Origin of the sequence: Methylobacterium sp. J-067 (assembly GCF_022829465.1) — a bacterium.
Classification (GTDB): Bacteria; Pseudomonadota; Alphaproteobacteria; order Rhizobiales; family Beijerinckiaceae; genus Methylobacterium; species Methylobacterium litchii.
Window position 1 is genome coordinate 164,790 of record NZ_JAKSXZ010000140.1, and the last position, 25,437, is coordinate 190,226.

27 protein-coding genes are annotated in these 25,437 nt (G+C 68.6%); 13 read left to right on the forward strand and 14 right to left on the reverse strand.

Translation table 11 applies throughout. The annotated features are described in order from the left end of the window. Positions 1-35 precede the first annotated feature (35 nt). Together MKK52_RS21705 and MKK52_RS21710 are read left to right on the forward strand one after the other, a co-directional pair. The gene (locus MKK52_RS21705) at positions 36-827 is read left to right on the forward strand and encodes an ATP12 family chaperone protein (RefSeq protein WP_243957565.1); all 792 of its coding nucleotides are present in this window, start codon (positions 36-38) and stop codon (positions 825-827) included. A gap of 131 nt (positions 828-958) precedes the next feature. Next, on the forward strand, positions 959-1,261 hold the full coding sequence (locus MKK52_RS21710; RefSeq protein ID WP_243957567.1) for a hypothetical protein: 303 nt from the start codon (positions 959-961) through the stop codon (positions 1,259-1,261). Here the strand turns inward: MKK52_RS21710 and MKK52_RS21715 are convergent. Both MKK52_RS21715 and MKK52_RS21720 read right to left on the reverse strand, forming a co-directional pair. Continuing rightward, positions 1,258-1,743 (reverse strand): glutathione peroxidase, encoded by a 486-nt coding sequence (locus MKK52_RS21715; RefSeq protein ID WP_243957569.1) that lies wholly within the window; start codon positions 1,741-1,743, stop codon positions 1,258-1,260. The two genes, MKK52_RS21710 and MKK52_RS21715, sit on opposite strands and share 4 nt — an antisense overlap. A 63-nt stretch (positions 1,744-1,806) precedes the next feature. After that, positions 1,807-2,355, reverse strand: coding sequence for a hypothetical protein (locus MKK52_RS21720; RefSeq protein ID WP_243957571.1), 549 nt, complete (start codon positions 2,353-2,355; stop codon positions 1,807-1,809). A 107-nt stretch (positions 2,356-2,462) separates the two neighbouring features. Between MKK52_RS21720 and MKK52_RS21725 the strand changes: the two genes are divergently transcribed. Further along, positions 2,463-3,836, forward strand: a complete 1,374-nt coding sequence (locus MKK52_RS21725) for an aminotransferase (RefSeq protein WP_243957573.1) — start codon at positions 2,463-2,465, stop codon at positions 3,834-3,836. Then, positions 3,833-4,768 carry a helix-turn-helix domain-containing protein gene (locus MKK52_RS27145; RefSeq protein WP_243957576.1) on the forward strand — a complete coding sequence of 312 codons (936 nt, stop codon included), beginning with the start codon at positions 3,833-3,835 and terminating at the stop codon, positions 4,766-4,768. Before MKK52_RS21725 ends, MKK52_RS27145 begins: the two co-directional genes overlap by 4 nt. A 10-nt stretch (positions 4,769-4,778) precedes the next feature. Here the strand turns inward: MKK52_RS27145 and MKK52_RS21735 are convergent, their stop codons facing one another. Both MKK52_RS21735 and MKK52_RS21740 read right to left on the reverse strand, forming a co-directional pair. Continuing rightward, entirely contained in the window at positions 4,779-8,846 is a 4,068-nt protein-coding gene (locus MKK52_RS21735) for a Pls/PosA family non-ribosomal peptide synthetase (RefSeq protein WP_243957578.1), read from the reverse strand. Positions 8,847-8,988: 142 nt separating this feature from the next. Then, positions 8,989-9,576: a histidine phosphatase family protein gene (locus MKK52_RS21740; protein WP_243957580.1), complete on the reverse strand. Its 588-nt coding sequence runs from the start codon at positions 9,574-9,576 to the stop codon at positions 8,989-8,991. 96 nt (positions 9,577-9,672) lie between these two features. Here MKK52_RS21740 and MKK52_RS21745 point away from each other — a divergent pair, with 96 nt between their 5' ends. Continuing rightward, complete coding sequence (locus MKK52_RS21745; RefSeq protein ID WP_243957582.1) at positions 9,673-10,665, forward strand: polyphosphate kinase 2 family protein; 993 nt, start codon at positions 9,673-9,675, stop codon at positions 10,663-10,665. Between the two features lie 16 nt (positions 10,666-10,681). Here MKK52_RS21745 and MKK52_RS21750 read toward each other — a convergent pair whose 3' ends face one another. Together MKK52_RS21750 and MKK52_RS21755 are read right to left on the reverse strand one after the other, a co-directional pair. Beyond that, positions 10,682-11,905 (reverse strand): serine hydrolase domain-containing protein, encoded by a 1,224-nt coding sequence (locus MKK52_RS21750; protein ID WP_243957584.1) that lies wholly within the window; start codon positions 11,903-11,905, stop codon positions 10,682-10,684. Between the two features lie 78 nt (positions 11,906-11,983). Next, positions 11,984-12,214: a hypothetical protein gene (locus MKK52_RS21755; RefSeq protein WP_243957586.1), complete on the reverse strand. Its 231-nt coding sequence runs from the start codon at positions 12,212-12,214 to the stop codon at positions 11,984-11,986. 149 nt (positions 12,215-12,363) lie between these two features. Here MKK52_RS21755 and MKK52_RS21760 point away from each other — a divergent pair, with 149 nt between their 5' ends. Beyond that, the gene (locus MKK52_RS21760; protein WP_243957588.1) at positions 12,364-13,836 is read left to right on the forward strand and encodes an MFS transporter; all 1,473 of its coding nucleotides are present in this window, start codon (positions 12,364-12,366) and stop codon (positions 13,834-13,836) included. Positions 13,837-13,845: 9 nt separating this feature from the next. On the opposite strand, the gene MKK52_RS21765 is transcribed toward MKK52_RS21760, so the two are convergent. Both MKK52_RS21765 and MKK52_RS21770 read right to left on the reverse strand, forming a co-directional pair. After that, entirely contained in the window at positions 13,846-14,085 is a 240-nt protein-coding gene (locus MKK52_RS21765) for a hypothetical protein (protein WP_243957591.1), read from the reverse strand. A gap of 232 nt (positions 14,086-14,317) precedes the next feature. Next, entirely contained in the window at positions 14,318-15,265 is a 948-nt protein-coding gene (locus MKK52_RS21770) for a glucokinase (protein WP_409564718.1), read from the reverse strand. A 320-nt stretch (positions 15,266-15,585) separates the two neighbouring features. Between MKK52_RS21770 and mqo the strand changes: the two genes are divergently transcribed. Then, entirely contained in the window at positions 15,586-17,259 is a 1,674-nt protein-coding gene (gene mqo / locus MKK52_RS21775; RefSeq protein WP_243957595.1) for a malate dehydrogenase (quinone), read from the forward strand. A gap of 7 nt (positions 17,260-17,266) precedes the next feature. Here the strand turns inward: mqo and otsB are convergent, their stop codons facing one another. Beyond that, positions 17,267-18,010 carry a trehalose-phosphatase gene (otsB, locus tag MKK52_RS21780; protein ID WP_243957604.1) on the reverse strand — a complete coding sequence of 248 codons (744 nt, stop codon included), beginning with the start codon at positions 18,008-18,010 and terminating at the stop codon, positions 17,267-17,269. 186 nt (positions 18,011-18,196) lie between these two features. Here otsB and MKK52_RS21785 point away from each other — a divergent pair, with 186 nt between their 5' ends. Both MKK52_RS21785 and MKK52_RS21790 read left to right on the forward strand, forming a co-directional pair. Beyond that, complete coding sequence (locus MKK52_RS21785) at positions 18,197-18,400, forward strand: hypothetical protein (RefSeq protein ID WP_409564712.1); 204 nt, start codon at positions 18,197-18,199, stop codon at positions 18,398-18,400. Between the two features lie 41 nt (positions 18,401-18,441). Beyond that, positions 18,442-18,813 (forward strand): DUF6894 family protein, encoded by a 372-nt coding sequence (locus tag MKK52_RS21790; RefSeq protein WP_243957605.1) that lies wholly within the window; start codon positions 18,442-18,444, stop codon positions 18,811-18,813. A 4-nt stretch (positions 18,814-18,817) separates the two neighbouring features. On the opposite strand, the gene MKK52_RS21795 is transcribed toward MKK52_RS21790, so the two are convergent. After that, positions 18,818-19,261: a DUF488 family protein gene (locus MKK52_RS21795; protein ID WP_243957607.1), complete on the reverse strand. Its 444-nt coding sequence runs from the start codon at positions 19,259-19,261 to the stop codon at positions 18,818-18,820. Positions 19,262-19,537: 276 nt separating this feature from the next. Between MKK52_RS21795 and MKK52_RS21800 the strand changes: the two genes are divergently transcribed. Together MKK52_RS21800 and MKK52_RS21805 are read left to right on the forward strand one after the other, a co-directional pair. After that, positions 19,538-20,338, forward strand: a complete 801-nt coding sequence (locus MKK52_RS21800) for a glycoside hydrolase family 25 protein (RefSeq protein ID WP_243957768.1) — start codon at positions 19,538-19,540, stop codon at positions 20,336-20,338. A 129-nt stretch (positions 20,339-20,467) separates the two neighbouring features. Further along, a complete protein-coding gene (locus MKK52_RS21805; protein ID WP_243957609.1) occupies positions 20,468-21,295 on the forward strand; it encodes a Crp/Fnr family transcriptional regulator in 828 nt (275 codons plus the stop codon). A 6-nt stretch (positions 21,296-21,301) separates the two neighbouring features. On the opposite strand, the gene MKK52_RS21810 is transcribed toward MKK52_RS21805, so the two are convergent. Then, positions 21,302-21,754 (reverse strand): VOC family protein, encoded by a 453-nt coding sequence (locus tag MKK52_RS21810; protein ID WP_313898768.1) that lies wholly within the window; start codon positions 21,752-21,754, stop codon positions 21,302-21,304. A gap of 119 nt (positions 21,755-21,873) precedes the next feature. Between MKK52_RS21810 and MKK52_RS21815 the strand changes: the two genes are divergently transcribed. Continuing rightward, positions 21,874-22,809 (forward strand): DnaJ C-terminal domain-containing protein, encoded by a 936-nt coding sequence (locus MKK52_RS21815; protein WP_243957611.1) that lies wholly within the window; start codon positions 21,874-21,876, stop codon positions 22,807-22,809. Positions 22,810-22,916: 107 nt separating this feature from the next. After that, positions 22,917-23,741, forward strand: coding sequence for an enoyl-ACP reductase FabI (fabI, locus tag MKK52_RS21820; protein ID WP_243957613.1), 825 nt, complete (start codon positions 22,917-22,919; stop codon positions 23,739-23,741). Between the two features lie 75 nt (positions 23,742-23,816). Here fabI and MKK52_RS21825 read toward each other — a convergent pair whose 3' ends face one another. From MKK52_RS21825 to MKK52_RS21835, 3 genes are all read right to left on the reverse strand, one after another. Continuing rightward, positions 23,817-24,452, reverse strand: a complete 636-nt coding sequence (locus MKK52_RS21825; protein ID WP_243957615.1) for a DUF2147 domain-containing protein — start codon at positions 24,450-24,452, stop codon at positions 23,817-23,819. A 252-nt stretch (positions 24,453-24,704) separates the two neighbouring features. Next, positions 24,705-24,914, reverse strand: coding sequence for a hypothetical protein (locus MKK52_RS21830; protein ID WP_243957617.1), 210 nt, complete (start codon positions 24,912-24,914; stop codon positions 24,705-24,707). 163 nt (positions 24,915-25,077) lie between these two features. Further along, on the reverse strand, positions 25,078-25,359 hold the full coding sequence (locus MKK52_RS21835; protein ID WP_243957618.1) for a hypothetical protein: 282 nt from the start codon (positions 25,357-25,359) through the stop codon (positions 25,078-25,080). Positions 25,360-25,437: the final 78 nt, after the last annotated feature.

Below are 25,437 nucleotides of genomic sequence, written 5' to 3' on the forward strand. Positions count from 1 at the left end.
CGCCCACGGGCGGCGAAACGCCTATGTGCGTGCCCATGAGCGATGTGACGCGAGACTGGCTCGGCGAACCGGGCGATGAGGCACGGCCTGATCCGATGCGGGCCGCACGGTCGGGGGCCAAACCCGCCCTCCCACGCCGGTTCTACAAGGAGGCCGGCTTCGCTCCGGCCGAGGGCGGGTTCCGCCTGACCCTCGACGGACGGTCCGCCAACACGCCGGCTCGCAACCCCCTGCTTCTCCCCTCCGAGACGCTGGCCGAAGCCGTCGCAGCGGAATGGGGGGCGCAGACCACCGAGATCGACCCGGCGAAGATGCCGCTCACCCGCTTGGCCAACACGGCCATCGACGGCGTGTCCCAGCGCCTCGACGCCGTGGCCGACGACCTCTGTGCCTATGCCCAGACGGACCTCCTCGCCTACCGCGCCGCAGACCCGGACAAGCTCGTCTCCGCGCAGGCGCAAGCCTGGGATCCGGTGCTGGACTGGGCCTACGAGACGTTCGGCGCCCGGCTGATCCTCAGCGAGGGCGTGATGCACGTCACGCAGCCGCCACAGAGCGTGCAAGCCCTCTCCGAGGCCATCCGGCAGGTGCGCGACCCCTTCAAGCTCGCTGCCCTTCACACCCTCACGACGCTCTCCGGCTCGCTCATCCTCGCCCTAGCCGTCCTGCACGGGCGGCTCGACCCGGCGGAAGCCTGGGCCGCCGCCCATTTGGACGAGACCTATCAAGCCGATGTCTGGGGTCGCGACGAGGAGGCCGAGGAACGCCTCGCGGTGCGTCGCGCGGAGTTCGAGGCCGCCGCGCGGACCATCGCGGCTCTCCCGTGAGGCGTGTACCGCCGATGCAATCGGGCAACATCGCTGCCCGGCTTTCACCATAATCGTCCGCCCGCGAAACAACCTCTGGCGGAAACCGCCTCGGTCGTATTAGCATCGGCCCGTCAAGAATTGGCTGCCCGATGTCCGTCCCTTCGACCGACGAAAACACCTTTATCGACGATCTGACGGCGATTTTAGGTCGCGCGCGGGGACCTCGCGAACGTGACTCGCGTATTGCGCTGTTCGAATCGCTGTCTCGGCTCGAGAAGCAAGCATTCGTAGGCGGTGCGTCGGCGCTGACTCTCGGCCGGCTGGCCGAAAGCCGGTTCCTGGCGGGCATCCTGCGGGAGTCCGTCTCGCCCGTTTGCTACCAGAGCGTGCGCGGCCCCCGCCATCTCTGGACCGCCGCGCCCGACTTTCGCACGAGCCACGAGCCCGCCTAGACCCTCAGCGCCTTGTCGATGGCCCCAGCGAGCGAGGCCGGCCGGTCCTTCGGCGCGAAGCGCGCGATGGGCACGCCGTCCCGCCCCACGAGGAACTTCGTGAAGTTCCACTTGATCGCCGCCGTGCCGAACAGGCCGCGACGGCTGCGGGTGAGGTAGGCGAAGAGCGGATCGGCGTTCGGCCCGTTCACCTCGACCTTGCCGAGGATGGGGAACGTCACGTCGTAGCTCAGCGAGCAGAACCGCGCGATCTCTGCCGCATCCCCCGGCTCCTGCTTGCCGAACTGGTTGCAGGGAAACCCGAGGACGGTGAACCCCGCCTCGCGCCGCACGCGCCAGAGGTCTTCGAGGCCGGCATATTGCGAGGTGAAGCCGCAGCGGGACGCCGTGTTGACGATGAGCAGCGCCTGCCCCCGGTACTGCGCCAGCGGGTGCGGGCTCCCGTCCCCCTCGCGGACGGTGAAATCGTGAATCGTGGTCATTCCGTCCGGCTTTTCCTGGCTCCCGCGATGCATAGAGCATCGGGGGCCTCCCCCGGAATAGGCTCAGGCCGGCTGCGGCGATGGGCGGACCTTCTCCACGTCGAAGGTGATGCCCTGCGGGGTCATCCGCTCGCGGGTGACGATGCGCTCGTCGGCGGCGATGATCCCCAGGGGGACGTCCCTATCGGGGAGCACCATCGTCGTCGTCTTGTTGACGTGGACGAGGACGTGCCGCCCCTTGGCCGCCGAGGCCACGGCCCAACGGCGCAACTGGCCGTGATAGGGCTCGCGCCGCCACGCATTCGCCTGCCCCGGATCGACCTGCACGTTCATGTTGCGGGTCGTCGGATCGAGGCTCAGCACCATCTTGGCGCGCTCCGGCTTCCATTCCGGGCCGAGCCAACCCTCCGTCATCCAGAGGCAGTGGAAGGCGCGGCAATGGTCCGGCCGCGTCGCGTGGATCGCGCAGCCCCGGCCGGACTGGGTATGCCGGCACCATTGCCCGGCGACGCTTTCCACCGCCGGCACGTCGTAGACCTTGCAGCACAATGTGCAGGTGCCGCAGGCGCGGCCGGGCGCGGGGTGGGCGACGTAGCTGTCGGGGCTCTGCATCGGATGGTCCGGCATGCGTCCGGGGAAGAGGGATCGCGGACGACGGACCTATCTGCGCAGGCATCGTGCCGGTAGTGTGGCACGGCCCATTGTCCAGGAGCGCCTGCATGCTCTCGAACCTCGCGACCCGCGACGTCGAAACTCTGCTCCACCCCTACACGCATCTCGCGAACCACCGCCGCACCGGCCCATTGGTGCTGGAGCGCGGGGACGGCGTGAATGTCTACGACGCGGAAGGCCGCCCCTACATCGAGGGCATGGCGGGGCTGTGGTGCACGGCGCTCGGCTATTCCAACGCGGAACTCGTGGAGGCGGCGCGGGAGCAGATGGGCCGTCTGCCCTTCTCGCATCTCTTCTCCGGCCGCAGCCACGACCCGGCCATCGAGCTGGCCGAGACGCTGAAGGAGCTGATGCCGGTCCCGACCTCGAAGGTGTTCTTCTGCTCGTCGGGCTCGGAGGCGAACGACACGCAGGTGAAGCTCGCGTGGTACTACAACAACGCCCTCGGGCGGCCGAACAAGAAGAAGATCATCGCCCGCAAGAAGGGCTATCACGGCGTCACCATCGCCAGCGCCTCCATGACCGGCCTGCCGGCCAACCACCTGGACTGGGATCTGCCCCTGCCGGGCTTCCTGCACGTCTCGACCCCGCATCATTACCGGGGCGCCGAGCCCGGCGAGAGCGAGGAGGCCTATTCCGCCCGCCTTGCCTTTGAACTGGAAGAGACGATCCTGCGCGAGGGGCCGGAGACGGTCGCCGCCTTCATCGCCGAACCGGTGATGGGCGCGGGCGGCGCGATCATCCCGCCGAAGGGCTACTTCCCGGCGATCCAAGCCGTGCTGACGAAGTACGACGTGCGGTTGATCGCCGACGAGGTGATCTGCGGCTTCGGCCGGCTGGGCACGTGGTTCGGCAGCGAAACGCTCGACATGCGGCCGGATACGATCTCCTTCGCCAAGGCCGTCACCTCCGGCTACGTGCCGCTCGGCGGCATCAGCATCGACCCGCCGCTCTATGAAGCCCTGCTCGGGCAGAGCGAGAAGCTCGGCGGCTTCGGCCACGGCACGACCTATTCCGGGCATCCGGTCGCCTGCGCCGTCGCGATCAAGGCCATCGAGATCTACAAGCGCGACCGCGTGATCGAGGGCGCGGCCGAGAAGGCCCCGCACTTCCAGCGGCGCCTGTCGGCGCTGGCCGAGCACGACATCGTCGGCGAGGCCAAGGGGCTCGGACTGATCGGCGGCCTCGAGATCGTCGCCGACAAGGCGAGTCGCCGCCAATACGATCCGAAGATGGGCGTTTCCGCCCGCTGCGTCGCCTTCGCCCAGGAGGAAGGGCTGATCGTCCGCTACCTCTCGGGGGACCGCGTGGCGGTGTGCCCGCCGCTCATCATCACGCGGGAGGAGATCGACACGCTGTTCGACCGCCTGACGCGGGCGCTCGACCGGACCCGCGATTGGATCCGGGCAGAGTCCCCGTGACCCTCGTCCCTCGGTTCGCGTTCTCGACCGACGACGTCCCGGAGCGGGAGCGCCTCGATGCGTGGCGCTCCATCTTCGCCGCCCACGCGCTCGATGCCGATCCGCTGGGTTTTTCCGGGCGGATCGAGTCGACCCAGGTCGGCCCGATGTCCCTGCGCATCATGAACGCGGCGACCCAGGCAACCGCCCGCTCCCGAACGCAGGTCCGGCGCGATGGGCTGGATTCCTTCGTCCTGCACCTCAGCCGGCACAACTACAGCGTCGAGACCGAGCGCGGCATGGTCGACGTGCCGGCGGGATCGATCAGCTTCAACGACATGACCCAATCCTATCGCCGCTCCCAGGTGGCGGAAACGGATTCGGTGATCCTCGTGTTGCCGCGCGCCTCGATCGCCGCCGTGTTGCCCAACGAGGACGTGCTGCACGGGCTGGTGATGCGGGGCGGCGCCGGCCTCCTGCTCGCCGACCATTTCCGCAGCCTCGCGGCGCACAGCCACGCGATCACCACGGCGGATGCGAGCCATATCGCCCAGGCGACGCTGCACATGCTCGCGGCCTGCGTGCGGCCGAGCCTGGACGCCTTCGCACAGGCGAGCGCGCCGCTCAACGCCGCCCGCCTCAGAGCCGCGAAGCGGTTCGTCCGCGCCCACCTCGCCTCGCCGATCCGGATCGACGCGATGACCAAGGCGCTCGGCATATCGCGCTCGCAGCTCTACCGCCTGTTCGAGCCGGAGGGCGGGGTGGCGCGCTACGCGACCCGACAGAGGCTCGAATCCGTGCGCTCCGCCCTGGACGATCCGCTGGAGCGGCGGACCATCGGCGAGATCGGGGAGGCCTTCGGCTTCACCAACAACGCCGCCCTGGCCCAGGCCTTCCGCCAGGCCTTCGGACTGTCCCCACGCGAGTACCGGGCGGGCGTTCGGGGTTTCTGACCGGTGCGGCCTACGCCGTGTGGATGACCGGCACGGCGGGGGCGCCCTCCCATTCGGTGTTGGCCGGGATCGACTCGCCCTTCATGACGATGGTCAGCGGGCGCAGACGGGCGTAGTCGCCGACCTTGGTGTCGTAGAGCACCGTCGAGAACGACCCCACCGACACGCCGCGCCCGACCACGACGCGGCCGATCTTCATGATGCGGTCCTCGTAGAGGTGGGTCTGAAGCGCCGAGACGCGGTTGATGGTGCAGAAATCGCCGATCTCGACGCAGTCGAACTCGGTCATGTCGGTGGTGAGCATGCACACACCCTGCCCCACCTTCACGCCGAACAGGCGCAGCGCCCAAGGCAGGAACGGCGTGCCCTGCAGGTGTTCGAGGAGCACCTTGCCGGCGAGCCCCCAATAGGCCACCGCGATGGCCTCGGTGCGCATGGCCCACCACGACCACATCGGCTGCATACCGGGGCGGTAGACGCCCATCAGCAGCCATTTCATCGCGATGACCGCCGAGGATTGGATCAGCGCGATCACCACGCTCACGGTGATGAAGCTGATTGCCAGCCCCGACCAGTCACGCTCCAGGATCGCCGGGTAGAAGTACCAATCGATCGAGGTGATCGCGAGGGTGATGTAGAGCATCGGCGAGAACGAGGTCGAGAACGCCTCAAACACGCCGCGCCGCACCTTCGGCCACAGGCCCGGCTCGTAGGTCTGCGCGGCCGAGCCGAGATCGACGCGCTGCCGCGCCGGCAGGCGGATCGGCGGGGAGCCGAACCACGTCTCGCCCGGGGCCATCGCGTCGTTGGCCGGGGGCTTCGACTTGATGCCGATGAGCACGTCGTCCGGGATCACCGCGCCCGGCGGCACCACCGCGTCGTTGCCGACGAAGACGCGCTTGCCGGTCTGGACCGGATCGAGATACATCCAGCCCCGGCGGATCTCCTCCTCGCCGAACACCACCTCGTCGGCGATGAAGTTGCGCGCGCCGACCTCCGCGAGGTCGTAGCGGCCCGCGAGGTTGGTGGAGATCTCCGCGCCTTCGCCCATCCGGGCGCCCATCAGCCGGTACCACGCGCGCATGTAGACGGTGGCGAACAGCGAGGCCAACGTCTCCAGCGTCACCTCGACGGCGAGCGCCAGCGACCATTTCCGCAGGTAGAACAGGGAGTGGATCGAGTAGGTGCCGTGCCGGGTGCGCGGCAGGATCGACCAGCGCAGGCCGGTGATGAGCAGCACCGTTCCGGCCGTCATCAGCATGGCGGTCGGCCATGTGAGGATCGGCAGGTAGAAGTGGTAGTCGATGTCGGTGATGTCGGAGAGCGAATCCGAGATCTGGTCGAAGATGAAGAAGGCCGGGAAGATCGGCAGCAGCCCCACGGCCGGGATCGCGCCGAGCAGCAGCACGTAAATCAGCCCGAAGGCCAAGCGCCGCCGCGGGCTTACGGTCGATTGCGCGGGGAGGTCGCCGGTGTCGGCCATGCCCACCTTGCGGCCGGGGGAGCCGTCCCACCGCTCGGCGGCCCCGACCCGGGTGCGCGAGGGGATCGTAGTCAGGTCGGCGATCTCGGTTTGCGGGCCGATCACCGTGTCGTGGGAGATGACGCAGGACGTGCCGATGGCGGCATCCGCGCCGATCTCGACCTTGCCGATGACAAGTTCGTTGCCGACGATCTCGGCGTTGGCGATGACGAGCCTCCCGCCGAGCGACGCGCCGTCGCCGATGGTGAGGAGGTCGGGGGCGCCGATCTCGATGTCGGAGATCAGCGTGTCCTGGCCGACCTTGGCACCCATGAGGCGCAGATAGGTTGCGATGGCCGGTGAGCCCTGAAGCCACTTCACGTGGACCAGCGGCGCAAGCCGCTGCGCCAGCCACCAGCGGTAGTAATAGACGCCCCAAAGCGGGTATCGGCCGGGCTTCGTCCGCCCGAGCACGAGCCATTTGCCCGCCACCGCGATGGCCGCCGTCACCGCGTTGATGGCGATGTAGACGAGCAGCAGCACGCCGAGTTCAGCGAAGAAGCTCAGGCCGCCGCCGGTCAGCAGCAGGTAGGTCACGAAGATGCCGAGCCACTGCACGGTGGCGAGGGCGATGAGGAAGGGCAAGGCGACCGCCTGAGCGAGGCCGCACAAAGCCCGGCGAAGGAGCGGCGGCGGTTCGAAGCTCAGGTCCCGCACGGCGGCTTCGGTGCCGACGCCGCCGGTCCGCTCGATCAGAGCGTCGGCCATCGCCCGCAGGGTACGCTTGGCGTAGACGTCGGGCAGGGTGATGCCGGCCAGCGCCGGGGTCTCGCGCACCGCCGAGACGAACCGCGCGGCCAGCAACGAATGGCCGCCGAGATCGGCGAAGAAGTCGCCCTCCAGCGGGATCGGCTGCGCGCCGAAGACCTGCTTGGCGGCGGCGAGCAACGCGGCCTCGGTGTCGTTCTGCGGCGGTTCCTGCTCGCCGTCGGCGGCGACCACCGTCAGCGGGGCGATCTTAAGCGCCTTGCGGTCGACCTTGCCGGAGGTGAGGCGCGGCAGGGTCTCCGCCACCTCGAAATGGCCGGGCACCATGTAGGGCGGCATCTCGGCCGCCAGCCGCTTGCGCAGCGAGGGCGTGTCGAGGCACTGGCCGCGCTCGGGAATGAGGAAGGCAACGAGCCGGTCCACCCCGTCATCCGAGCGCAGCACCACCGCCGCCTGGTTGATCTCCGGCACGGCGCGGATGCGCGACTCGATCTCGCCCAACTCGACCCGGAACCCCCGGATCTTCACCTGATCGTCGATGCGCCCGTGGAAGAGGATGCGCCCGTCCGCGTCGAGGGAGACGGCATCGCCCGATCGGTAGAGAATCGGGTCCGACCCGTCGGAGGCGAAGGGGTTCGCAATGAACTTCTCGGCCGTCAGTTCCGGCCGCTTCAGATAGCCCGCCGCGACGCCGGGGCCGCCGATCAGCAACTCCCCCTGCTCGCCGTGCCCGAGGAGGCGAAGCTCCTCGCTCGCCACGTAGACGGAATAGTTCGGGATCGGGCCGCCGATGGTCACGGGCTCGCCGGCATGCATCTCGGCGGCGGTTGCCACCACGGTGGCCTCGGTCGGCCCGTAGGTGTTGAACAGCTTGCGCTTCGCCGTCGCCCATTTGGCGATCAGCGGCTCGGGCAGCGCCTCGCCGCCGAGCAACACGAGGCGGACCTTGGGCAGATCCCCGGTGATCATGGCGAGCAGGGTCGGCACCGTGTCGAGGACGGTGATGGCGTTGTTCGCGATGATGCCGGGCAGTGCCTCGATATCGCCCATCATGGATGGGCTCGCCACGAACAGGGTCGCGCCGACGAGGTAGGGGACCCAGATCTCCTCCATCGAGAGATCGAAGGCGACCGAGGCGCCCTGGAACACCACATCGTCCGCCCGCATCCCGTAGAGGGCGTTCCCCGAGCGCAGGAAGTGGCAGATGTTGGCGTGGCTGATGACGATGCCCTTCGGCACGCCGGTCGAGCCGGAGGTGTAGATCAGGTAGGCCGGATGGCCGGGGGTGAGGCCCTTCGCCCGCGCGTCGGGCACGGGAGCGTCGGCGGGCGTGTCCCTGTCCAGCGCGGCCGGCGTCAGGGCGGGGGTGCCGGCGGGCGCCTGGGCTTCGAGAGCCGGGGAAACGAGGAGCGCCTTGGCGGCGGCGTCCCCGAGGCAGATGCCGACCCGGTCGGCGGGGGCCTCGGCGTCGAAGGGCAGCCACGCGGCGCCCGAGAGGGTGATACCGATCTGGGTGACCAGGAGGTCCGGCCCGCGCGCCATCCAGAGGCCGACCACGTCGCCCGGCCCGATGCCGCGATGCGCAAGCCCGGCGGCGATCCGCTGCGCCCGCGCCACGACCTGGGCGTAGCTCAGATGCGGATGCAGCCCGCCCGTGCCGAGGGCGGCCCCATCGATCAGGCAGGGATGGTCGCCGCGTGCCTTGGCTGAGGCGAGGAAGATCTCGCCGAGCACCTCATCGCGGATCAGGTCGGGCCGCCGGTCGCCGTACAGGACCGCCCCCTCCCTCGACGGCCGTGCGCCCATGGCCGCCGTGGCGGGCAAGGACTTCTCGGCGAGGTCGCTCATGCGCTGCTCCGCTGCCGGCCCTACCCGCCGGCGCATGTCAATCTGGCGCCCTATACCCTGCGGATCGTGCCGTTAGCGAGGCGGCTTTACACCGGAACGGCCCCGCGACGGTGACGAAGTCCCGACCGTGGCTTGCGGGTCATTAGGCCCAGCGCCAACCCTTGGCCTCCACGACCAGCACTTCGCCCTGGCGGATGCCGAGGCGCGGGGCGGCGTAGATGTCCATCTGGCCGAGGGCGACCAGCATGGCACGGGCGACGCCCCCATGAGCGACGACCACCGAAACCGGCGGGAGTTCCGCGAAGAACGGCGCCACGCGCTCCACCAGCATCGCGTAGCTCTCCGCGCCCGTGCCCGGCGGGCGATGGTGCCACCGGTTGCGGTCGCGCTGGCTGGCCCCCGCCGGGTCCCGTCGGCGGATCTCGGTCCAGGTCGAACCCTCCCACGCGCCGAAGCCGATCTCCCGCAGGCGCGGATCCGTGGCGTAGTCCTCGGGCGGCAGGTTGAGCGTCCCGCGCAGGATTTCCATGGTGCGCCGGGTCCGGGTCAGCGGGCTGGCAATGAAGGTCGCCTCCGCGAGCGCCGGGCCGGCGACGGCCGCGAGCCGCGGCGCCACCGCGGCGGCCTGCGCCTCGCCGATGGCGTTCAGGTCGATGTCGTGGGCACCTTGAAGGCGGCCCTCCGCGTTCCAGCCCGTCTGGCCGTGCCGAATAAAATAGATAGTCCGCAAACTTTGCGTTCCTTACGAGGAACACGGCCGCCGGAACGAGGCCTCAGCCCAACCGTTCCGATGCCGCTGAGCAACGCCCCCCACAGGCCTCACCGGATGTCCAAGAAGCACGGCAAGCATGATCGCGGCCAGCCCGTCACCGGCAGGCAGGTAGCAGACCGGGACGATCTCTCCCACGGACATTTGCACCCACCCTCGACATCCCTGTGGGCGAACGCCGCCGGCCTGATCGCCGGGGTGAGGCCCGGTGCGCTCGACGCGCCTGTCGCGAGCCCCATCGTGCCGGCCCCCGGCCTCGTCGCCGTGGCGCCCGGCGTGACCTTCGATCTCGCGGGCGTGGACACCCGGGAGAACGGCGGCCTCGACAAGGGCTGGGCCAAGGACCAACTGCGCAAGGAGCGGGCGCGGATCTCCGATCTTCAGGAGAAGCTCTACGCCGAGCGGCGGCGCAGCCTGCTCATCGTGCTGCAGGCCATCGATACCGGCGGCAAGGACGGCACGATCCGCGCCGTGCTGAAGGGGGTGAACCCTCAGGGCTGCGCCATCGCCTCGTTCAAAGTGCCCTCGCACGAGGAATTGGATCACGATTTCCTCTGGCGGTATCACCAGCGCACCCCCGGGAAGGGGATGATCGGCGTGTTCAACCGCAGCCACTACGAGGACGTGCTGGTGGTGCGGGTGAAGGGCCTCGTCCCCGATGCGGTCTGGCGCTCGCGCTACGCGGCCATCAACGACTTCGAGCGGCTTCTCACCGAGAGCGGCACGACGATCCTGAAGTTCTTCCTGCACATTTCCAAGGACGAGCAGAAGGAGCGGCTGGAAGCCCGCATCGCCGACCCTGCCAAGCACTGGAAGTTCGACCCGGCCGACCTCGTCGAGCGCAAGTCGTGGGATTCCTACCAGACGGCCTTCGCGGACGCCCTCGGGCGCTGCTCGACGCCGCACGCCCCGTGGCTCGTGGTGCCGGCCGACCGGAAATGGTTCCGCAACTACCTCGTCGCCAAGACCGTCGCCGACACCCTTGAGGCGATCGACCCCCGGTTTCCCGAGGGGCCGAAGGACATCGCGGGCCTCAAGGTGCCGGATTGAGCCGGCACCGCGCGGGTCAATCCACCAGCGCCGCGTAGGTCAGCACACGCAACTCCTTCCGGATCGGCAGAGCCGAGGACGGGATGAGCTGCGTCATCAGCACAACGGCCAGATCCTCGGCGGGATCGATCCAGAACGCCGTCGAGGCCATGCCGCCCCAGGCGACCTCCCCCGGCGTGCCAACGATCTGCGCCTTGGCCGGATCGAGCATCACCGAGAAGCCGAGCCCGAAGCCGATTCCGGCATAGGAGGTTTCGGCGAAGCGCGGCGTGCCCATGGCCGCCAGATCGCCCGGCAGGTGGTTCGCAATCATTAGCGCCACGGTCTTGCGACCGAGGAGCCGGCGCCCGTCGAGTTCGCCGCCGTTGAGGATCATGCGGCAGAACCGGTGGTAATCCGCCGCCGTCGAGACGAGGCCGCCGCCGCCCGAGGGAATGGCCGGGGGTTGGCCGAAGCTCGTCTCGACCGAGCCGTCGAAGGGGCGCAGCTTGCGCTCCCGGTCGTAGGCGTAGCAGGCGCAGAAGCGGTCCATCCACTCGGGATGGACGTGGAAATCCGTGTCCACCATGCCGAGCGGCCCAATCACCTCCTCGCGGAGGTACTCCGCGAAGGGGCGGCCCGAGACAACCGCCACGAAATGGCCGAGCACGTCGGTGGCGACGCTGTAGTTCCAGGCCGCGCCGGGCTGGGCCAGCAGCGGCGCCGAGGCCGTCCGCGCCGACATCTCGGCGAGGGTGCCCTCGCGGGCCAGGAAGTCGATGCCCTTCTCGCGATAGGCGGCATCGACCAGCGTCGCCTCCATGAAGCCGTAGGTCAGGCCGGCGGTGTGGGTGAGGAGGTCGCGCACCGTGATCGGTCGCTTGGCCGGCTCGGTCTCGATCCTGGCGCGGTTGCCGCCCACCGCCACCCGCATCTCCTTGAACTCCGGCAGGAAGCGGGAGACCGGATCGTCGAGCTGGAACAGGCCCTGCTCGTAGAGCTGCATCACCGCCACCGAGGTAAGCGGCTTCGTCATGGAATAAATGCGCGTCACCGTCTCCAGGGTGAACGGCGTGCCGCGCGCGAGGTCGGCCTGACCGCAGGCACGGGCGAAGACGGTCTTGCCGCGCCGCTGCATCGACACCGAGAGGCCCGCGAGCCGTCCGTCCGCCACGAGCCGGTCCATCCACGGCGTGATCCGGGCGAGGCGCTGCGGGCAGACGCCCGCCTCACGCAGATCCGTGTCGGTGGCCACACCCATCCGCCTCTCCTGTCGCCCGTCGAAACCTCCCCGACGCTGTACGCGCTCCAAGGTTCCGGGGCGAGCGGACGCGGGGGCTCAGCGCGGCTCGACGAGGGGCGGATAAACGATGCGCACGTCCCGGCGCGGCGCGTCCTCTACGGAGGCGAACAGCGCTCGCACCGGCTCGCTCGGGCGAAGGGCCCAGCGCTCCTCCGCCCCCATGGCGACGCGCGGTTTCGCGGCAGGCAACGCTGAATCCGCCGCGCCGGTGGGAAAGGAGGCGAAGCCGGTGGTGACGACGAGGGCGAGGAACAGACGGAGGCGCATGGCGATCACTCGTTGTGAGCGCGGCCAGTGTGACTTGGGGCAGTGAAGACGAGATCGAACCGAATCGGGCGGGCGATTGTTGCGAACAGCAATTCGGAGTTGCGGTTTACTGCTTCTCACGACTTTTGGTGAATGGAGGATTGGGCAGCATGGCGACCAAGGTGGAAGGGGTAGCCGGCACGCCCGAGCGCGCTGAGATCGGCAGCGTCGTCGATACGGACATCGCGGGGCGCCTCGACCGCCTGCCCTGGGGCCGCTTCCATGTCCTCGTCATCGTGGCGTTGGGCATCACCTGGGTGCTCGACGGCCTTGAGGTAACGCTGGCGGGCTCCCTCGTCGGGGCGCTGCGCCAGCCGCCGATGTCCTTCTCCGAGTTCGACGTCGGCCTCGCGGCTTCTTCCTACCTCGTCGGCGCGGTGACGGGCGCGGTGGGCTTCGGCTGGCTGACCGACCGGATCGGCCGCAAGAAGCTCTTCTTCATCACCCTGGCCCTCTACCTCGTCGCCACGGCGGCCACCGGCCTGTCGTGGAACGTGGCGAGCTTCTGCGTCTTCCGCTTCTTCACCGGCGCGGGCATCGGCGGCGAGTACACCGCCATCAATTCGACCATCCAGGAACTCGTGCCGGCCAGCGCACGGGGTTGGACCAACCTCGTCATCAACGGCTCATTCTGGATCGGCGCCGCGCTCGGCTCCTTCATGTCGATCGTGCTGCTGAAGCCCGAAGTGATCGATCCGGCCTGGGGCTGGCGCGTCGCCTTCCTGACCGGCGGCGCCATCGGCCTCGTGATCCTGTTCCTGCGGCGCTGGATCCCGGAAAGCCCGCGCTGGCTGGCGACCCACGGCTACACCGCCGAGGCCGACCGGGTGGTCACGAGCATCGAGAAACGCTTCACCGATGCGGGCGTCACCCTGCCGCCGCCGGACCCGAAGAAGCACACCAAGATCCGGGTTCGCCACCACACGCCCCTCTCGGACGTCGTGCACTCGATGTTCGTAACGAGCCGCAAGCAGACCGTGGTCGGCCTCTGCCTGATGGTGGGACAGGCGTTTTTCTACAACGCCCTGTTCTTCACCTACGCCCTGGTGCTGGAGAAGTTCTATCAGGTGCCGGGCGGGCAGGTCGGCTGGTATCTGCTGCCCTTCGCGCTCGGCTCGTTCCTCGGGCCGGTGGTCCTCGGACGGCTGTTCGACACGGTCGGGCGCCGGCCGATGATCGCCTTCACCTACGGCATCTCCGGCGTGATGCTGATCGGGGCAGGCTACCTATTCCTCATCGACGCCTTCGGCCCGGTGGGCCAGACGGCGGCGTGGATGGCGGTGTTCTTTTTCGCCAGCGCGGCGGCCTCGTCGGCCTACCTCACCGTGGCGGAAACCTTCCCGCTGGAGATCCGGGCGCTCGCCATCGCCGCCTTCTATGCCATCGGCACGGGGGTCGGCGGCGTCTCGGGGCCGCTGCTCTTCGGATCGCTCGTGGAGAGCGGCTCGCGGGAATACGTCTTCTTCGGCTACCTGCTGGGCGCGGTGCTGATGATCGTCGCCGCCGTGGTGGGCGGCATCTGGGGGACCGCCGCCGAAGGGCGGTCCCTCGAAGATGTGTCCAAGCCGCTGGCCGCGGCCTGACCCACCGCCTCAGCGGTTGGCGACGTCGATCCGGGACGCGGCGGCCGAGAACGGGCGCGGAGTCTCGGTGGTCGGCACCGGCTGGGGCGTCACGGTGAACTCGCCGGCCGGGTGGATGGCGCGGATCTCGCGGGCATGCTCACGGCTGATCGGCGGGGTCACGTTGATCCGGTCGTCGGCCGAGGCGATGCCGGCCGCGAAGGTCGCCGCGGCGATAGCGGACGACGCAAGAATGATAATCGTGCGCATTGTGTGCTCCGATGCGACACCGGGGTATTCCGGCCCGCAAAGGAAAACACAGAATTGGTGCGTCGCGGTTTGAAAATTTCGCAATGCAACAAAACGCGGGCCGTCAAGATCGCCTGCGCTATGGTTCCCATTGCCAAGGTAAACAGACTACGCCGGCTGTAACAAGCCATGCGCTCAGAGCATGACACGCGTCATGTCAATTGTATGACATGTCCGCAGCGGGCGGCTCGGATCACTCCGGGCGACGCCAGACCTGCCCGTGATAGACGAACTTCGCCCCATCGCTGGCCAGGTTCGCCAACCCGTTGAAGGCGGGGTCCTGCACCGTGATGACGCTGGTGGGGATGCCGCGCATCATCGCCGCGAAGGGCGCCTTGCGCTCGAAGGACTCGCGGAATCCGCTCTCCTCCAGCACCTTCAGGATACGCGGAGCGATGCCCCCGCCGATATAGACCCCGCTCGTGGCGAGGAAGGTCAGCGCGAGGTCGCCGCAGACCCGGCCGAGCAGCCGGGCGAACAGTCCCAGCGTTTCCACGGCATGGGGATCGGAGGCGTCGAGCCCGGCCTCCGTCACGGCGGCGGGGTCGATCTTGTCGTGCGGGCGCCCGGTGCGGACATGCGCCACCGCCGCGTGCAACCGCGCGAGGCCGGGGCCCGAGAGCACCGTCTCGACGGTGATGCGGTCCTCGACGCGCTCCAGCGCGTGCCAGACCTTCTCCTCAAAAGCATCCGCCGGGCCGATATCGGTATGGCCCACCTCCGTCGAGACGATGGCGAGGTGGGAAGAGTACGGCACCAGCGCCGCCGCGCCGAAGCCGGTGCCCGGCCCGAGCACCACGCGGGCGCCCCCCGGAATGGGATGGCTGCGCCCGATGGGGGTAAGGTCGTGCGGCTCGATCTCCGCCGCGCCGGCTGCCACGGGGACGTAGTCGTTCACGATCGTCGCCGAGGACAGGTCGAAATCCCCGGCGATCCGCTCGCCGCTCACCTTCCAGTGGGCGTTCGTAAGCTGGATCTCCGGCCCGTCGATCCGCCCCGCGATGGCGAGGATCGCCGAGCGCGGCGGCGGTGCGTCCTGGCCTTCCTTGCCGAGCGCGGCGCGGATCGCGGCGGACGGGTCGGCATGGTCGGCGGTCGCCTCGTGCGAGAGCGTTCGCGGCTTGTCGCCCTTCCGCTCCACGAGGCCGAAGCGGGCATTCGTGCCGCCGATGTCGCCGATGAGGACCGGGAACTCGAACATCAGCACTCACCTCCCCGCCGCGCGGACAGCGCCGGCCGTGCCCTGTGTGGCAAATGCCGCCCCGCACGGGAAGGCCTCACGACGACCCTTGCATCCGGCGCGGCCCCCCGTTGCAGCGCACAAGGCTTGAGCATTGGGAGCGGGTCGGCAAGGAGTGTGGCCTCAAATTTAGCTGTAGCCGTCCGCAAAATAAATTTAACTCTGTTAGAGAACCACCGGTAGCAATGATCGATCACGACAACCGCCCTTCGTCGCAGGATATGAACGATAGTTCAGTCGGTTTCAGCCGCCGGCAACTCATCGGGACTGCGCTGACCGGCGTCGCGGCGGCCTCGCTGCCCGCGACGATTGCGGGCGCGGCCGGCGATACTCGCAAGGTCGATGCGCTGCTGATCGGCGGCGGCATCATGAGCGCGACCCTCGGCGTGTGGTTGCGCGAGCTCGAGCCCGACTGGTCGATGGAGATGGTCGAGCGCCTGGACAGCGTCGCCCTGGAAAGCTCCAACGGCTGGAACAACGCCGGCACGGGCCATTCCGCCCTGGCGGAGCTGAACTACACACCCGAGGATACGAAGGGCCGGGTCACGATCGACAAGGCCGTCGCGATCAACGAGGCGTTCCAGATCTCCCGGCAGTTCTGGTCCTGGCAGGTGAAGAACGGCGTCCTGCGGAATCCGCGCAGCTTCATCAATTCGACGCCGCACATGAGCTTCGTGTGGGGTGACGAAAACGTCTCGTTCCTGAAGCGCCGCTACGAGGCCCTGAAGGCGAGCCCGCTCTTCGCCAGCATGCAGTTCTCGTCGGACCCCGAGCGCATCAAGGCCTGGGTGCCGCTGATGATGGAGGGCCGCGACCCGCAGCAGAAGATCGCCGCCACCTGGGCGCCGGTCGGCACCGATGTCGATTTCGGCGAGATCACCCGCCAGTTCGTCGGCCATCTCAAGAGCGCGCCGAAGTTCGATCTGAAGACCGGCACCGAGGTCGAGGCCCTGACCCGCAACGGTGACGGCTCCTGGCGCGTGTCGATCCGCAACGTGAAGACCGGCGCGGCCGACACGGTCGATGCCAAGTTCGTCTTCATCGGCGCGGGCGGCCGGGCGCTGCACCTGCTGCAGAAGTCGGGGATCCCCGAGGCCGAGGATTATGCCGGCTTCCCCGTGGGCGGCTCGTTCCTGATCAACGAGAATCCCGACGTCACCTCGCTGCACCTCGCCAAGGCCTACGGCAAGGCGTCGGTCGGCGCCCCGCCGATGTCGGTGCCGCATCTCGACACCCGCATGCTCGGCGGCAAGCGCGTGATCCTGTTCGGACCGTTCGCGACCTTCTCGACCAAGTTCCTGAAGGAAGGCTCGTATCTCGACCTGCTCTCCTCGACCACAACGAGCAACGTGTGGCCGATGATGCGGGTCGGGATCGACCAGTATCCGCTGGTGGAATACCTCGCCGGCCAGCTCATGCTGTCGGACGAGGACCGCTACCAGGCCCTGCGCGAGTACTTCCCGAACGCGAAGAAGAGCGAATGGCGCCTGTGGCAGGCGGGCCAGCGGGTGCAGATCATCAAGCGCGATCCCGAGAAGGGCGGCGTGCTGAAGCTCGGCACCGAGATCGTCAGCGCGAAGGACGGCAGCATCGCCGGCCTGCTCGGCGCCTCGCCGGGGGCCTCGACCGCTGCGCCGATCATGCTCTCCGTGCTGGAGAAGGTCTTCGCCAAGAAGGTCGCGACGCCCGAGTGGCAGGCCAAGATCCGCCGCATCGTCCCGAGCTACGGCACGAAGCTGAACGTGGATCCTCAGAAGGCCTTCGAGTCGCTGGCCATGACCAGCGAGACGCTGCAGCTCACTCCGCCCCCGCGCGTCGAGGCGGCGGTTCCGACCCCGGTCGATGCGCCGGCCGACGACGTGGTGGTGAAGCCCGTCCCCGACATGGCGCCGTAGGACGCCCTCAGGCGGGCGGCAGTGCGTCCGGGTCGATCGGTTCTCCGGCAGCCCAGGCGGCGATGAGCGCCCGCACCGCCGCCGGATCCGGCAGGCGGCGGGCGGCGGCGGTTTCGCCGTCGCCGACGCGCACGGCCACGCCGCCATCCTCGGTAACGCTGGCGAAGGCGATCTCGTCGGTCTTGTCGTCGCCGAGGAAGATCGCCCGGCGGCCGGCATAGGGCGCCTCCTCCAGGAAGGTGCGGATCGCCACGGCCTTCGTCGCGGTGGCGGGCACGATCTCACCCACCGCCTTGCCGAGTTGCAGGCGGTAAGCGCCGCTGAGCAGACCCGCCGCCTCCTTCACCAGTGCCTCGGCGCGCTGCGCGTCCTCCGCATTCGCCAGCCGCCAGTGCACGGCAACGGACGCGCCCTTGTCTTCGATCAGCACATTCGCCAGCGGCGCCGAATCGGCGTGCAGCCGCTCCACCTGCCGGCGCAGATCCGGGTGATCCTCGGGCCGCCCGCCGACGATCTCACCTTCGCGCCGCCGCTCCACGCCGTGCAGTCCCGCCGCATCGAACCGCGCCGGCGTGAGGAACCCGTCGATCTGCGCGATGGGCCGCCCGCTGACGAGGGCGAGCGCGCCGCCGAGCCGCTGCCGCAGGGCTTCGAGATTCTGGATCAGCCCCGGCTCGACCACCACCGCATCGGGCCTCGGCGCGATGTCCACGAGGGTGCCGTCGAAGTCGAGGAAGAGGGCGAAGTCCATGCTGCGGTCCTGCTGTTCCGGAGTTCTCTGGCGGCCGTGCCGGAGGTAGCGCACGGGCCGGTGCGCGCAACGGGAAGCACGGTCGGGCGGGCGATCCCCTCAATCCACAGCAATCCACCGCCCGAAGATACGGCATGGTAACGAGACCGGCCGAACCTGCCGCTCTTCCTTCGCCGGACAGCGGACATGATGACAAGCCAGCAACTTGCCGAGGAACTGAAGCGCATCGCGACGGCCCAGGTGAGCGACATCACGCGGGCTGTGAAGGAAGGCCAGAAGTCGATCGCTCTCAACGAGGTGCGGGACATGGCCCGCCGCATCGGCCTGCTCGCCGACGCCTTCGACCCCAAATCGGCCGCCGAACCCGACAGGGACGTCGAGGCCGCGTAAACCCGGCCGTCCGGCCTCCCTCGCAAGAAAGCCTCGCCCTCATGCGTGCCTTCTTCAACATCGTCATCAACGGAAAGGTCGTCCCCGACCGCGTCGGCCAGGATGTGGGCGACACGGCGGCTCTGCGCTTCGTCGCCTCCACCGTGGTGCGCGGCATCGTCCAGCGCCACGGCGGCGAGGCCAAGCTCCTCGACGCCTCGCTCCTCGTCACCGACGAGGCGGGCGTGGGGCTGATGGAGATCTCCTTCTTCGAGGCGCTCTACCTGCCCGTGTCGCCGGAGGCCGACCCGAACCGGCGCCGGCCGGAAGCCCGTGCCGAACGCCCGAGCGCCCTGCTCGGTGCGGCGCTCAAGCCGATGCGCCGCTTCGCCGGGGCGGTGAGCGCCCGAGTCCAGGCCATCGCGCAGGCCTGACGATCTAGCCGAACAGGTCCTCGACCACGAAGCCGCGCGGCGCCAGCCGCTCGGCCAACAGGCGGCGATGGCAGCGGGCGGGATCGCGCTCGAAGCAGAGGAGGCATGTCGGTGCCTTCTCGGCGAGGGCCGACAGCTCATCGAGCGCGGCGATGCCGCCCGCCGTCTCCAGCACCTCCTCGCAATAGATGCGCTTCAGTAGCGCGGCATCGTCGGCGCGGGCGGCCTCGCGGCCGGATTTTGGCGTGCCGAGGGCGCGCAGATGCGCGTAGCCGAGTCCCGCTTCCTCCAGACCCGCCTTCAGGGCACCCTTCGAGAAGCCGCGCTTGCGCGAATTCGCCACGGCGCGAACATCGGCCAGCACGGCGACCCCGGCCGACTGGAGGGCGTCCCGCAGGCGCTCCGGATCGAGCCCTTCGTAGCCGATGGTAAACAGTCTCTTGCTCACGGCAGCACGACCCGACTTTCCTTGCTGCGCCGGGACTTAGGCTGCGCAGCCGGCTTCTCCAAGCGCGGCGGGCTGTGGGTATGTCACTGGCGGGCAACGCATCCCGGAATTCCGCCGCAATGATCGCAAAGGTCCGTTAACTGCAGAGGGGTCATCGAATAGGCCTGTCGTAAGCGCTTTTCGGAGAAACGGGCGGTGGCGCTGATGTCTCGGACTAGAGTGTCTACACCGCTCTTCGGGGGCTCCATTTCCGCGTCGCTGTCGGCCGTACTGCTCATGTCGCGCCGGGCGCTCGCCGCGGCCACCCTCGCGGGCCTCGCCGCCTGCTCGAGCAACCCGGATTTCTACCCCACCAAGGGCGACGTGAAGCCCCATCCGGGCGTGGCCAAGGCCAAGCTGCATCCGATCCAGGGCATCGACATCTCGAAGTGGCAGGGGAACGTCGATTGGGCCTCCGTCCGCGCCTCCGGCACGCAGTTCGCCTTCATCAAGGCGACCGAGGGCGGTGACCACGTCGACGAGCGATTCCGGGCGAACTGGGATGGGGCCGCCGCCGCCGGCATTCCGCGCGGCGCCTACCACTTCGTCTTCTGGTGCCGCTCGGCCCGGGACCAGATGAACTGGTTCAAGAAGAACGTCCCCAACGATCCGAGCGCCCTCCCCCCGGTCCTCGACGTGGAATGGAACGGCCATTCCCAGACCTGCCCGCGCAAGCTCCCGAAGGAGCAGGCCCTGACCATGGTGCGGGAGATGCTCGAAGAGATGGAGCGCTACACCGGCAAGCGCCCGATCATCTATACGGACATCACCTTCCACAAGGACGTGCTGGAAGGCGAATTGCCGGACTATCCGCACTGGCTGCGCTCCACCGCCGCCGAGCCGGAGCAGCGCTTCGTGAACCGCCGCTGGATGCTCTGGCAGTTCACCTCCACCGGCCGCGTCCCCGGCGTGCGGGGCGACGTCGACCGGAACGCCTTCTACGGCACCCCCTCCGATTGGGCGTCCTTCCTGTCCACGGACTGTGATCCGAGGGATCACAAGCGCTTGTCTTCGCAGGGAATTTGCACCGACAAGTAGCACTAATGTTACGGGTGGACAAAACCCTCCTAGATTAGCGGATTTTGTCGTCAATTGGTCTAGTCTTGAACAGACGCCACAAAGCGAATTGGTTAAGGAGTAGAAAGTACACACGCTATTAACGATGCGATGCCCGTCGAATCTGCCGCCAGCCTTGAGACCAACCTGCTGTTGAAAGCCCTGCGCGGCTTCGACCGAGAGTTGTTGCTGCCGCATCTTGAAGCGGTCAGCTACGGCAAGGGCGGCACGATCTTCGAGGCGGGCGCGCCGGTCACGCACATTACCTTCCCTTGCGAGCACGCGGTCGTCACTTTGGTGATCACCACGAGCGACGGTCGCAGCGCCGAGACGGCGACGATCGGGCATGAAGGGGCCGTGGGCGGCATCGTCAGCCAAGGCTATGTGCCGGCCTCCACGCACGCCATCGTGCAGATCGCCGGGCCGATGCTGCGGATCGAATCCGCCATTCTGCAGGAGGCCAAGCGTCAGTCGCGGCACATCCGCGACCTGTTCGCCCGCTACTCGGATTGCCTCCTGGCGCAGGTGCTTCAATCCTCTGCCTGCAACGCCCTGCATCCGATCGAACAGCGCTGCCTGCGCTGGCTGCAGACCCTGCACGACCGAATCGGCTCGCCTGTCCTGCCCATCACACATGAGCTTCTGGCGGCGATGCTCGGCGTGCAGCGGACCTATCTCACGCGCATTTTGCGGGTCCTACAGGAACAGGGGCTTATTAAGGTCGGGCGCGGCCGGATCACGGTCCTCGACCGGCGCCGGATGGAGGAGGTGTCCTGCGACTGCCACGCCCGCGTGCGCGACCATTACCGGACCGTGCTGGGCGCCGTGTACGACGACGGCGGCTTGGTGGGGATCGATCAGAGCCCGGGCCGCTTCGTGGCGAGCGATCCCGAGGCGGATCAGCGGATCCGCTTCATCCAGCCGAGCCCCGGACGGTAACGGCCGTCAGCGCCGTTCCAGCAGTTCGATGATCGCCCCATCCGGGGCGTCGAGGAAGACGATGCGCAGGGCGGGGCCGCGCTGGATGATGTCCGTCCGGAACACCACGCCGCGACCTTTGAGGTCGGCCATGGCCGCCTCGATGTCCTCGACGGCGAGGCCGATATGCTCGACGCCGAGACAGGGCGTCGTCGCAGCCGGATGCACGTCGTCGGTGGCCTGCTCGATGAACACCGTAAGGCCGCCCAGGTCGAGGATCACCCGCTGCACCGGCTCGCCGCCGACCCGGCCAGTCTCGCGGGCGCCGAACATAGCCGTGTAGAACGCGGCGGCCGCGACGGCATCGCGGCTGCGCAGATGGACGTGATCGCAACGGTAGGTCATGGCTTCCGGCATCGAGCGGTGGAGAGCGGGAGTGTAGGCCCCCGCCGCGATCATGGCGATGCGCCCGCCGCGCATTTCGACCGCTTGACGGCGACGCCTTTCACGCAGACTTTTGCCACCAGCACCGTTGCAGCAATGCAACAGGCTTCCCACATGGGAAGCATCCCTGCTTCGCCGAAAGCTATCTACGACCGATGCGCAACCCATACGAAGTTCTGGGCGTGCCCAAGGCTGCGAGCGAGGCCGACATCAAGAAGGCCTATCGCAAACTCGCCAAGGAGTTTCACCCCGACCGCAACAAGACCGACGTGAAGGCCAAGGACCGGTTCGCGGAAGTGAACTCGGCCTACGAGATCCTGGGTGATGCCGACAAGCGCAAGCAGTTCGACCGCGGCGAGATCGACGCCGACGGCAGGCCGCGCGCGACCGGCTTCGAGGGGTTCGGCGGCTTCGGCGGTGGTGGTGGTGGCGGCGGCGGGCGAGGCTTCGACTTCGAATCCATGGCGCGCAACCAGCGCGGCGGCATGGGCGGCGGCGGCATGGGCGAGGACATCTTCTCGCACATTTTCGGCGAGGCCTTCAGGGCCGGCGGCGCCGGGCCCGGCCCGCGGCAGGCTCCGCGCGGCGAGGATGTCTCGGCCGAACTGATCGTGACCCTCGAACAGGTCGGCGGCGAGGAGAAGCTGCGCCTGAACCTGCCCACCGGCCGCGAGGTCGACGTGATGATCCCGAAGGGCGTGGTCGATGGCCAGACGATCCGCCTGCGCGGTCTCGGCTATGGCGGTGGGCCGCGCGCGGAGCCGGGCGACGCCCTCCTCACCATCCGCATCCAGCCGCACCCGCGCTTCAAGACCGAGGGGGCGGACCTGCGGGTGAGCGTGGACGTCCCGCTGGATGATGCGATCCTCGGCGGCACGATCCGGGTCCCGACCCTGACGGGCGCCGTCGAGATGAAGATGCCGCCGATGACCAGCTCGGGCCGCACCTTCCGCCTGCGCGGCAAAGGCCTGCCCAAGAAGGACGGGACGCGGGGCGACCTCTTCGCCACCACGGCGATCACGCTGCCGGCCGGCGACGACGAGGCCCTGGCCGAGTTCGCCAGGGCGCGCCGGGCCGCGCGGGTCGGCTGAAAGCGTCAATCCGGCCCGCTCCGTTGCGGGTCGGACTTCCGTCCCCGTCCCGCCTCCGCTAAGGGAACCCCCGGCGCTACCGGCGCCGCGTTATACCGGGAAGCGTCATGGCGGAACACGGGCACGGGATTCTGGCAGGCAAGCGGGGGGTGATCCTCGGGGTCGCGAACAACCGTTCGATCGCCTGGGGCATCGCCCGCAGCGCCCGCGCCCACGGCGCCGAACTGGCCTTTACCTACCAGGGCGACGCCCTGCGCAAGCGCGTGGAGCCGCTGGCGAAGGAACTCGACGCGCAGGTCATCGGCCATTGCGACGTCACCGACGCTGCGTCCATCGACGCGGTGTTCGCCGAGGCGGCGCGCATCTTCCCCGAGGGCATCGATTTCGTCGTCCACTGCATCGCCTTCTCCGACAAGGACGAGCTGACGGGCCGCTACCTCGAAACCTCCGAGGAGAACTTCACCAAGTCGCTGCTGATCTCCTGCTATTCCTTCACGGCGGTGGCGCAACGCGCGGAGAAGATCCTGCGGCCGGGCGGCTCGCTGCTGACGCTGACCTATTATGGCGCCGAGAAGTGGATGCCCCATTACAACGTGATGGGCGTGGCCAAGGCGGCGCTGGAAGCTTCAGTCCGCTACCTCGCCGCCGATCTCGGCCCGAAGGACATCCGCGTGAACGCGATCTCGGCCGGGCCGATCAAGACGCTCGCCGCCTCCGGCATCGGCGACTTCCGCTACATATTGAAGTGGAACGAGTACAACGCGCCGCTCCGGCGCACGGTGACGATCGGTGAGGTCGGCGAGACGGCCGCCTACCTTCTCTCCGGCATGGCCGCCGGCATGACCGGCGAGATCCTGCACGTCGATGCGGGCTACCACGTCGTCGGCATGAAGAATCCCGAAGCGCCCGACCTGTCCCTCGACAAGGACTGAGCGGCCAGCATCGGCGCAAGAAAAAAGGCCTGCCCCGGTCCCCCGGGGCAGGCCTTTTTCGTGGCGCAAGGCCGCTCAGTCGTCGGCCGGAGCCGCGGCTGCCGGAGCTTGGGCCGGCGCGGCCTTGCCGGCCGGGGCCTTGGTGCCGGGCTTGGTCGCGCCGCCCGCCGTCTTCGGCATGTACTCGGGGTCCGTGCGAGGGCCGTTCGCCCCATTGGTCGGGCCCGCGAGCTGGCCGGCGATCAGGTCGTTGACCTTCGTCCAGGTCTGCGACTTGCACAGGAACGCGATCAGGCAGCCCTTCACGGTCAACTCGCCGGGCGCATCCGTCCAGATCGTGACCTTGTAGAACTTGCCGTCCTCGGAATTGTAGATCTGCCCCTCGTAATGGGCATCCTCATTGGGCTTCAGGCCCATGATGAGCTGGTGGCCGAGGGACGGACGGGCCTGCTTCTTCGGGTCCGGGTTCTTGAAGTCGGTCCGGGGCTCGCCCTTGTCGTTGAGCGGGACCTTCAGCCACACGACGTAGCCGCACAGCTTGTCGTTGACGGCGCCGCACTTCTCGAGGCGGACGCGGGCGCGGCCATCCTCGGTGAGATAGGTGCCGGTGGGATCGGTGGGTGTGGCGGCGGCGCGGGCCGGTCCGGAGAGGGCGGCGAGCGCGAGCAGCGCGACCGGCGCGGCGCGGCGACCGAGCGTACGAAACATCATCCCTGAACTCTCCTCCATCGCGAGCCGCGGGGCGTGACGGGGCCGTGCCGGTATTCCGGCCGATCTCCGTCACCGCCGACAGGCGGCGCCGATGCTGCTGGCAGCCGTCTCACGCCGGAAGTTGGCCGGATGATGACAGCGAGGCCCCTTCCCCACCCCAGCCTGTGCGCGGCGCATTGGTGCCCCCCGCAAAAGCAAAGGGGCCGGTGCGTCGGCACCGGCCCCTTCGGGCAAACTCGCGAGGCGCGCCGCTTACTCGGCGGCGGTCATCTCGGCGGTGAAGTGGCCGCACCAGTCGCTGGTCGCCACCACGGGCCAGAGACCCTTGGTGTCCGGACCCGGCTGGCTCACCGGCGGGTTGAAGCGGCACAGGCCCTCATCGGACTTGGCAACGGCGCCGTTGCCCTTGTGCTCGTCGTAGAAGCGGCAGCTTTCGCAGGACGCGTTCGCGGTACCGGCCATGCTCAATCTCCCAAAAGAACCTCGACGGAGCCGAACCCGGCGCCGTCCATAGTTCTTAATTAGAACAGCTCTAATGACACGTCAATGACGGGGCCGCGCGCCAAAAAGGCCCGTGGCGGGGCGCCACGGACCTTCGGCCGTTCGGAGCGTGAAAGGGTGTGTGTCAGGCCGCCGTGCGGGTCGCCTCGGTCGGGCGGTCACGGAACAGGGCGGTGCAGCCGGAGCCGCGATGCATGCTAAGGATCGACGCGCGGTCGATCTCGGCGTTGCGCGCCAGCACGCTGCGGACGCAGCCCACGACTTTCTCGTATTGCGCGGGGTCGTAATTGGGTTCGAGGGGACTCACGGCGATGTAGGTCTCGACCATGAGCACACGCTCCGTGCGCTCCCGGCCGACCTCGACGGCGATCCACGACGACTTGATGAGGCTCGTGCTGTTGAGCATGAGATGTCCCTCCGGCTGCGCTAACGGCCCGCATCTGGCATGTGCGGTTCAGCACTTTTCGGCATAGTACGCCCTTGA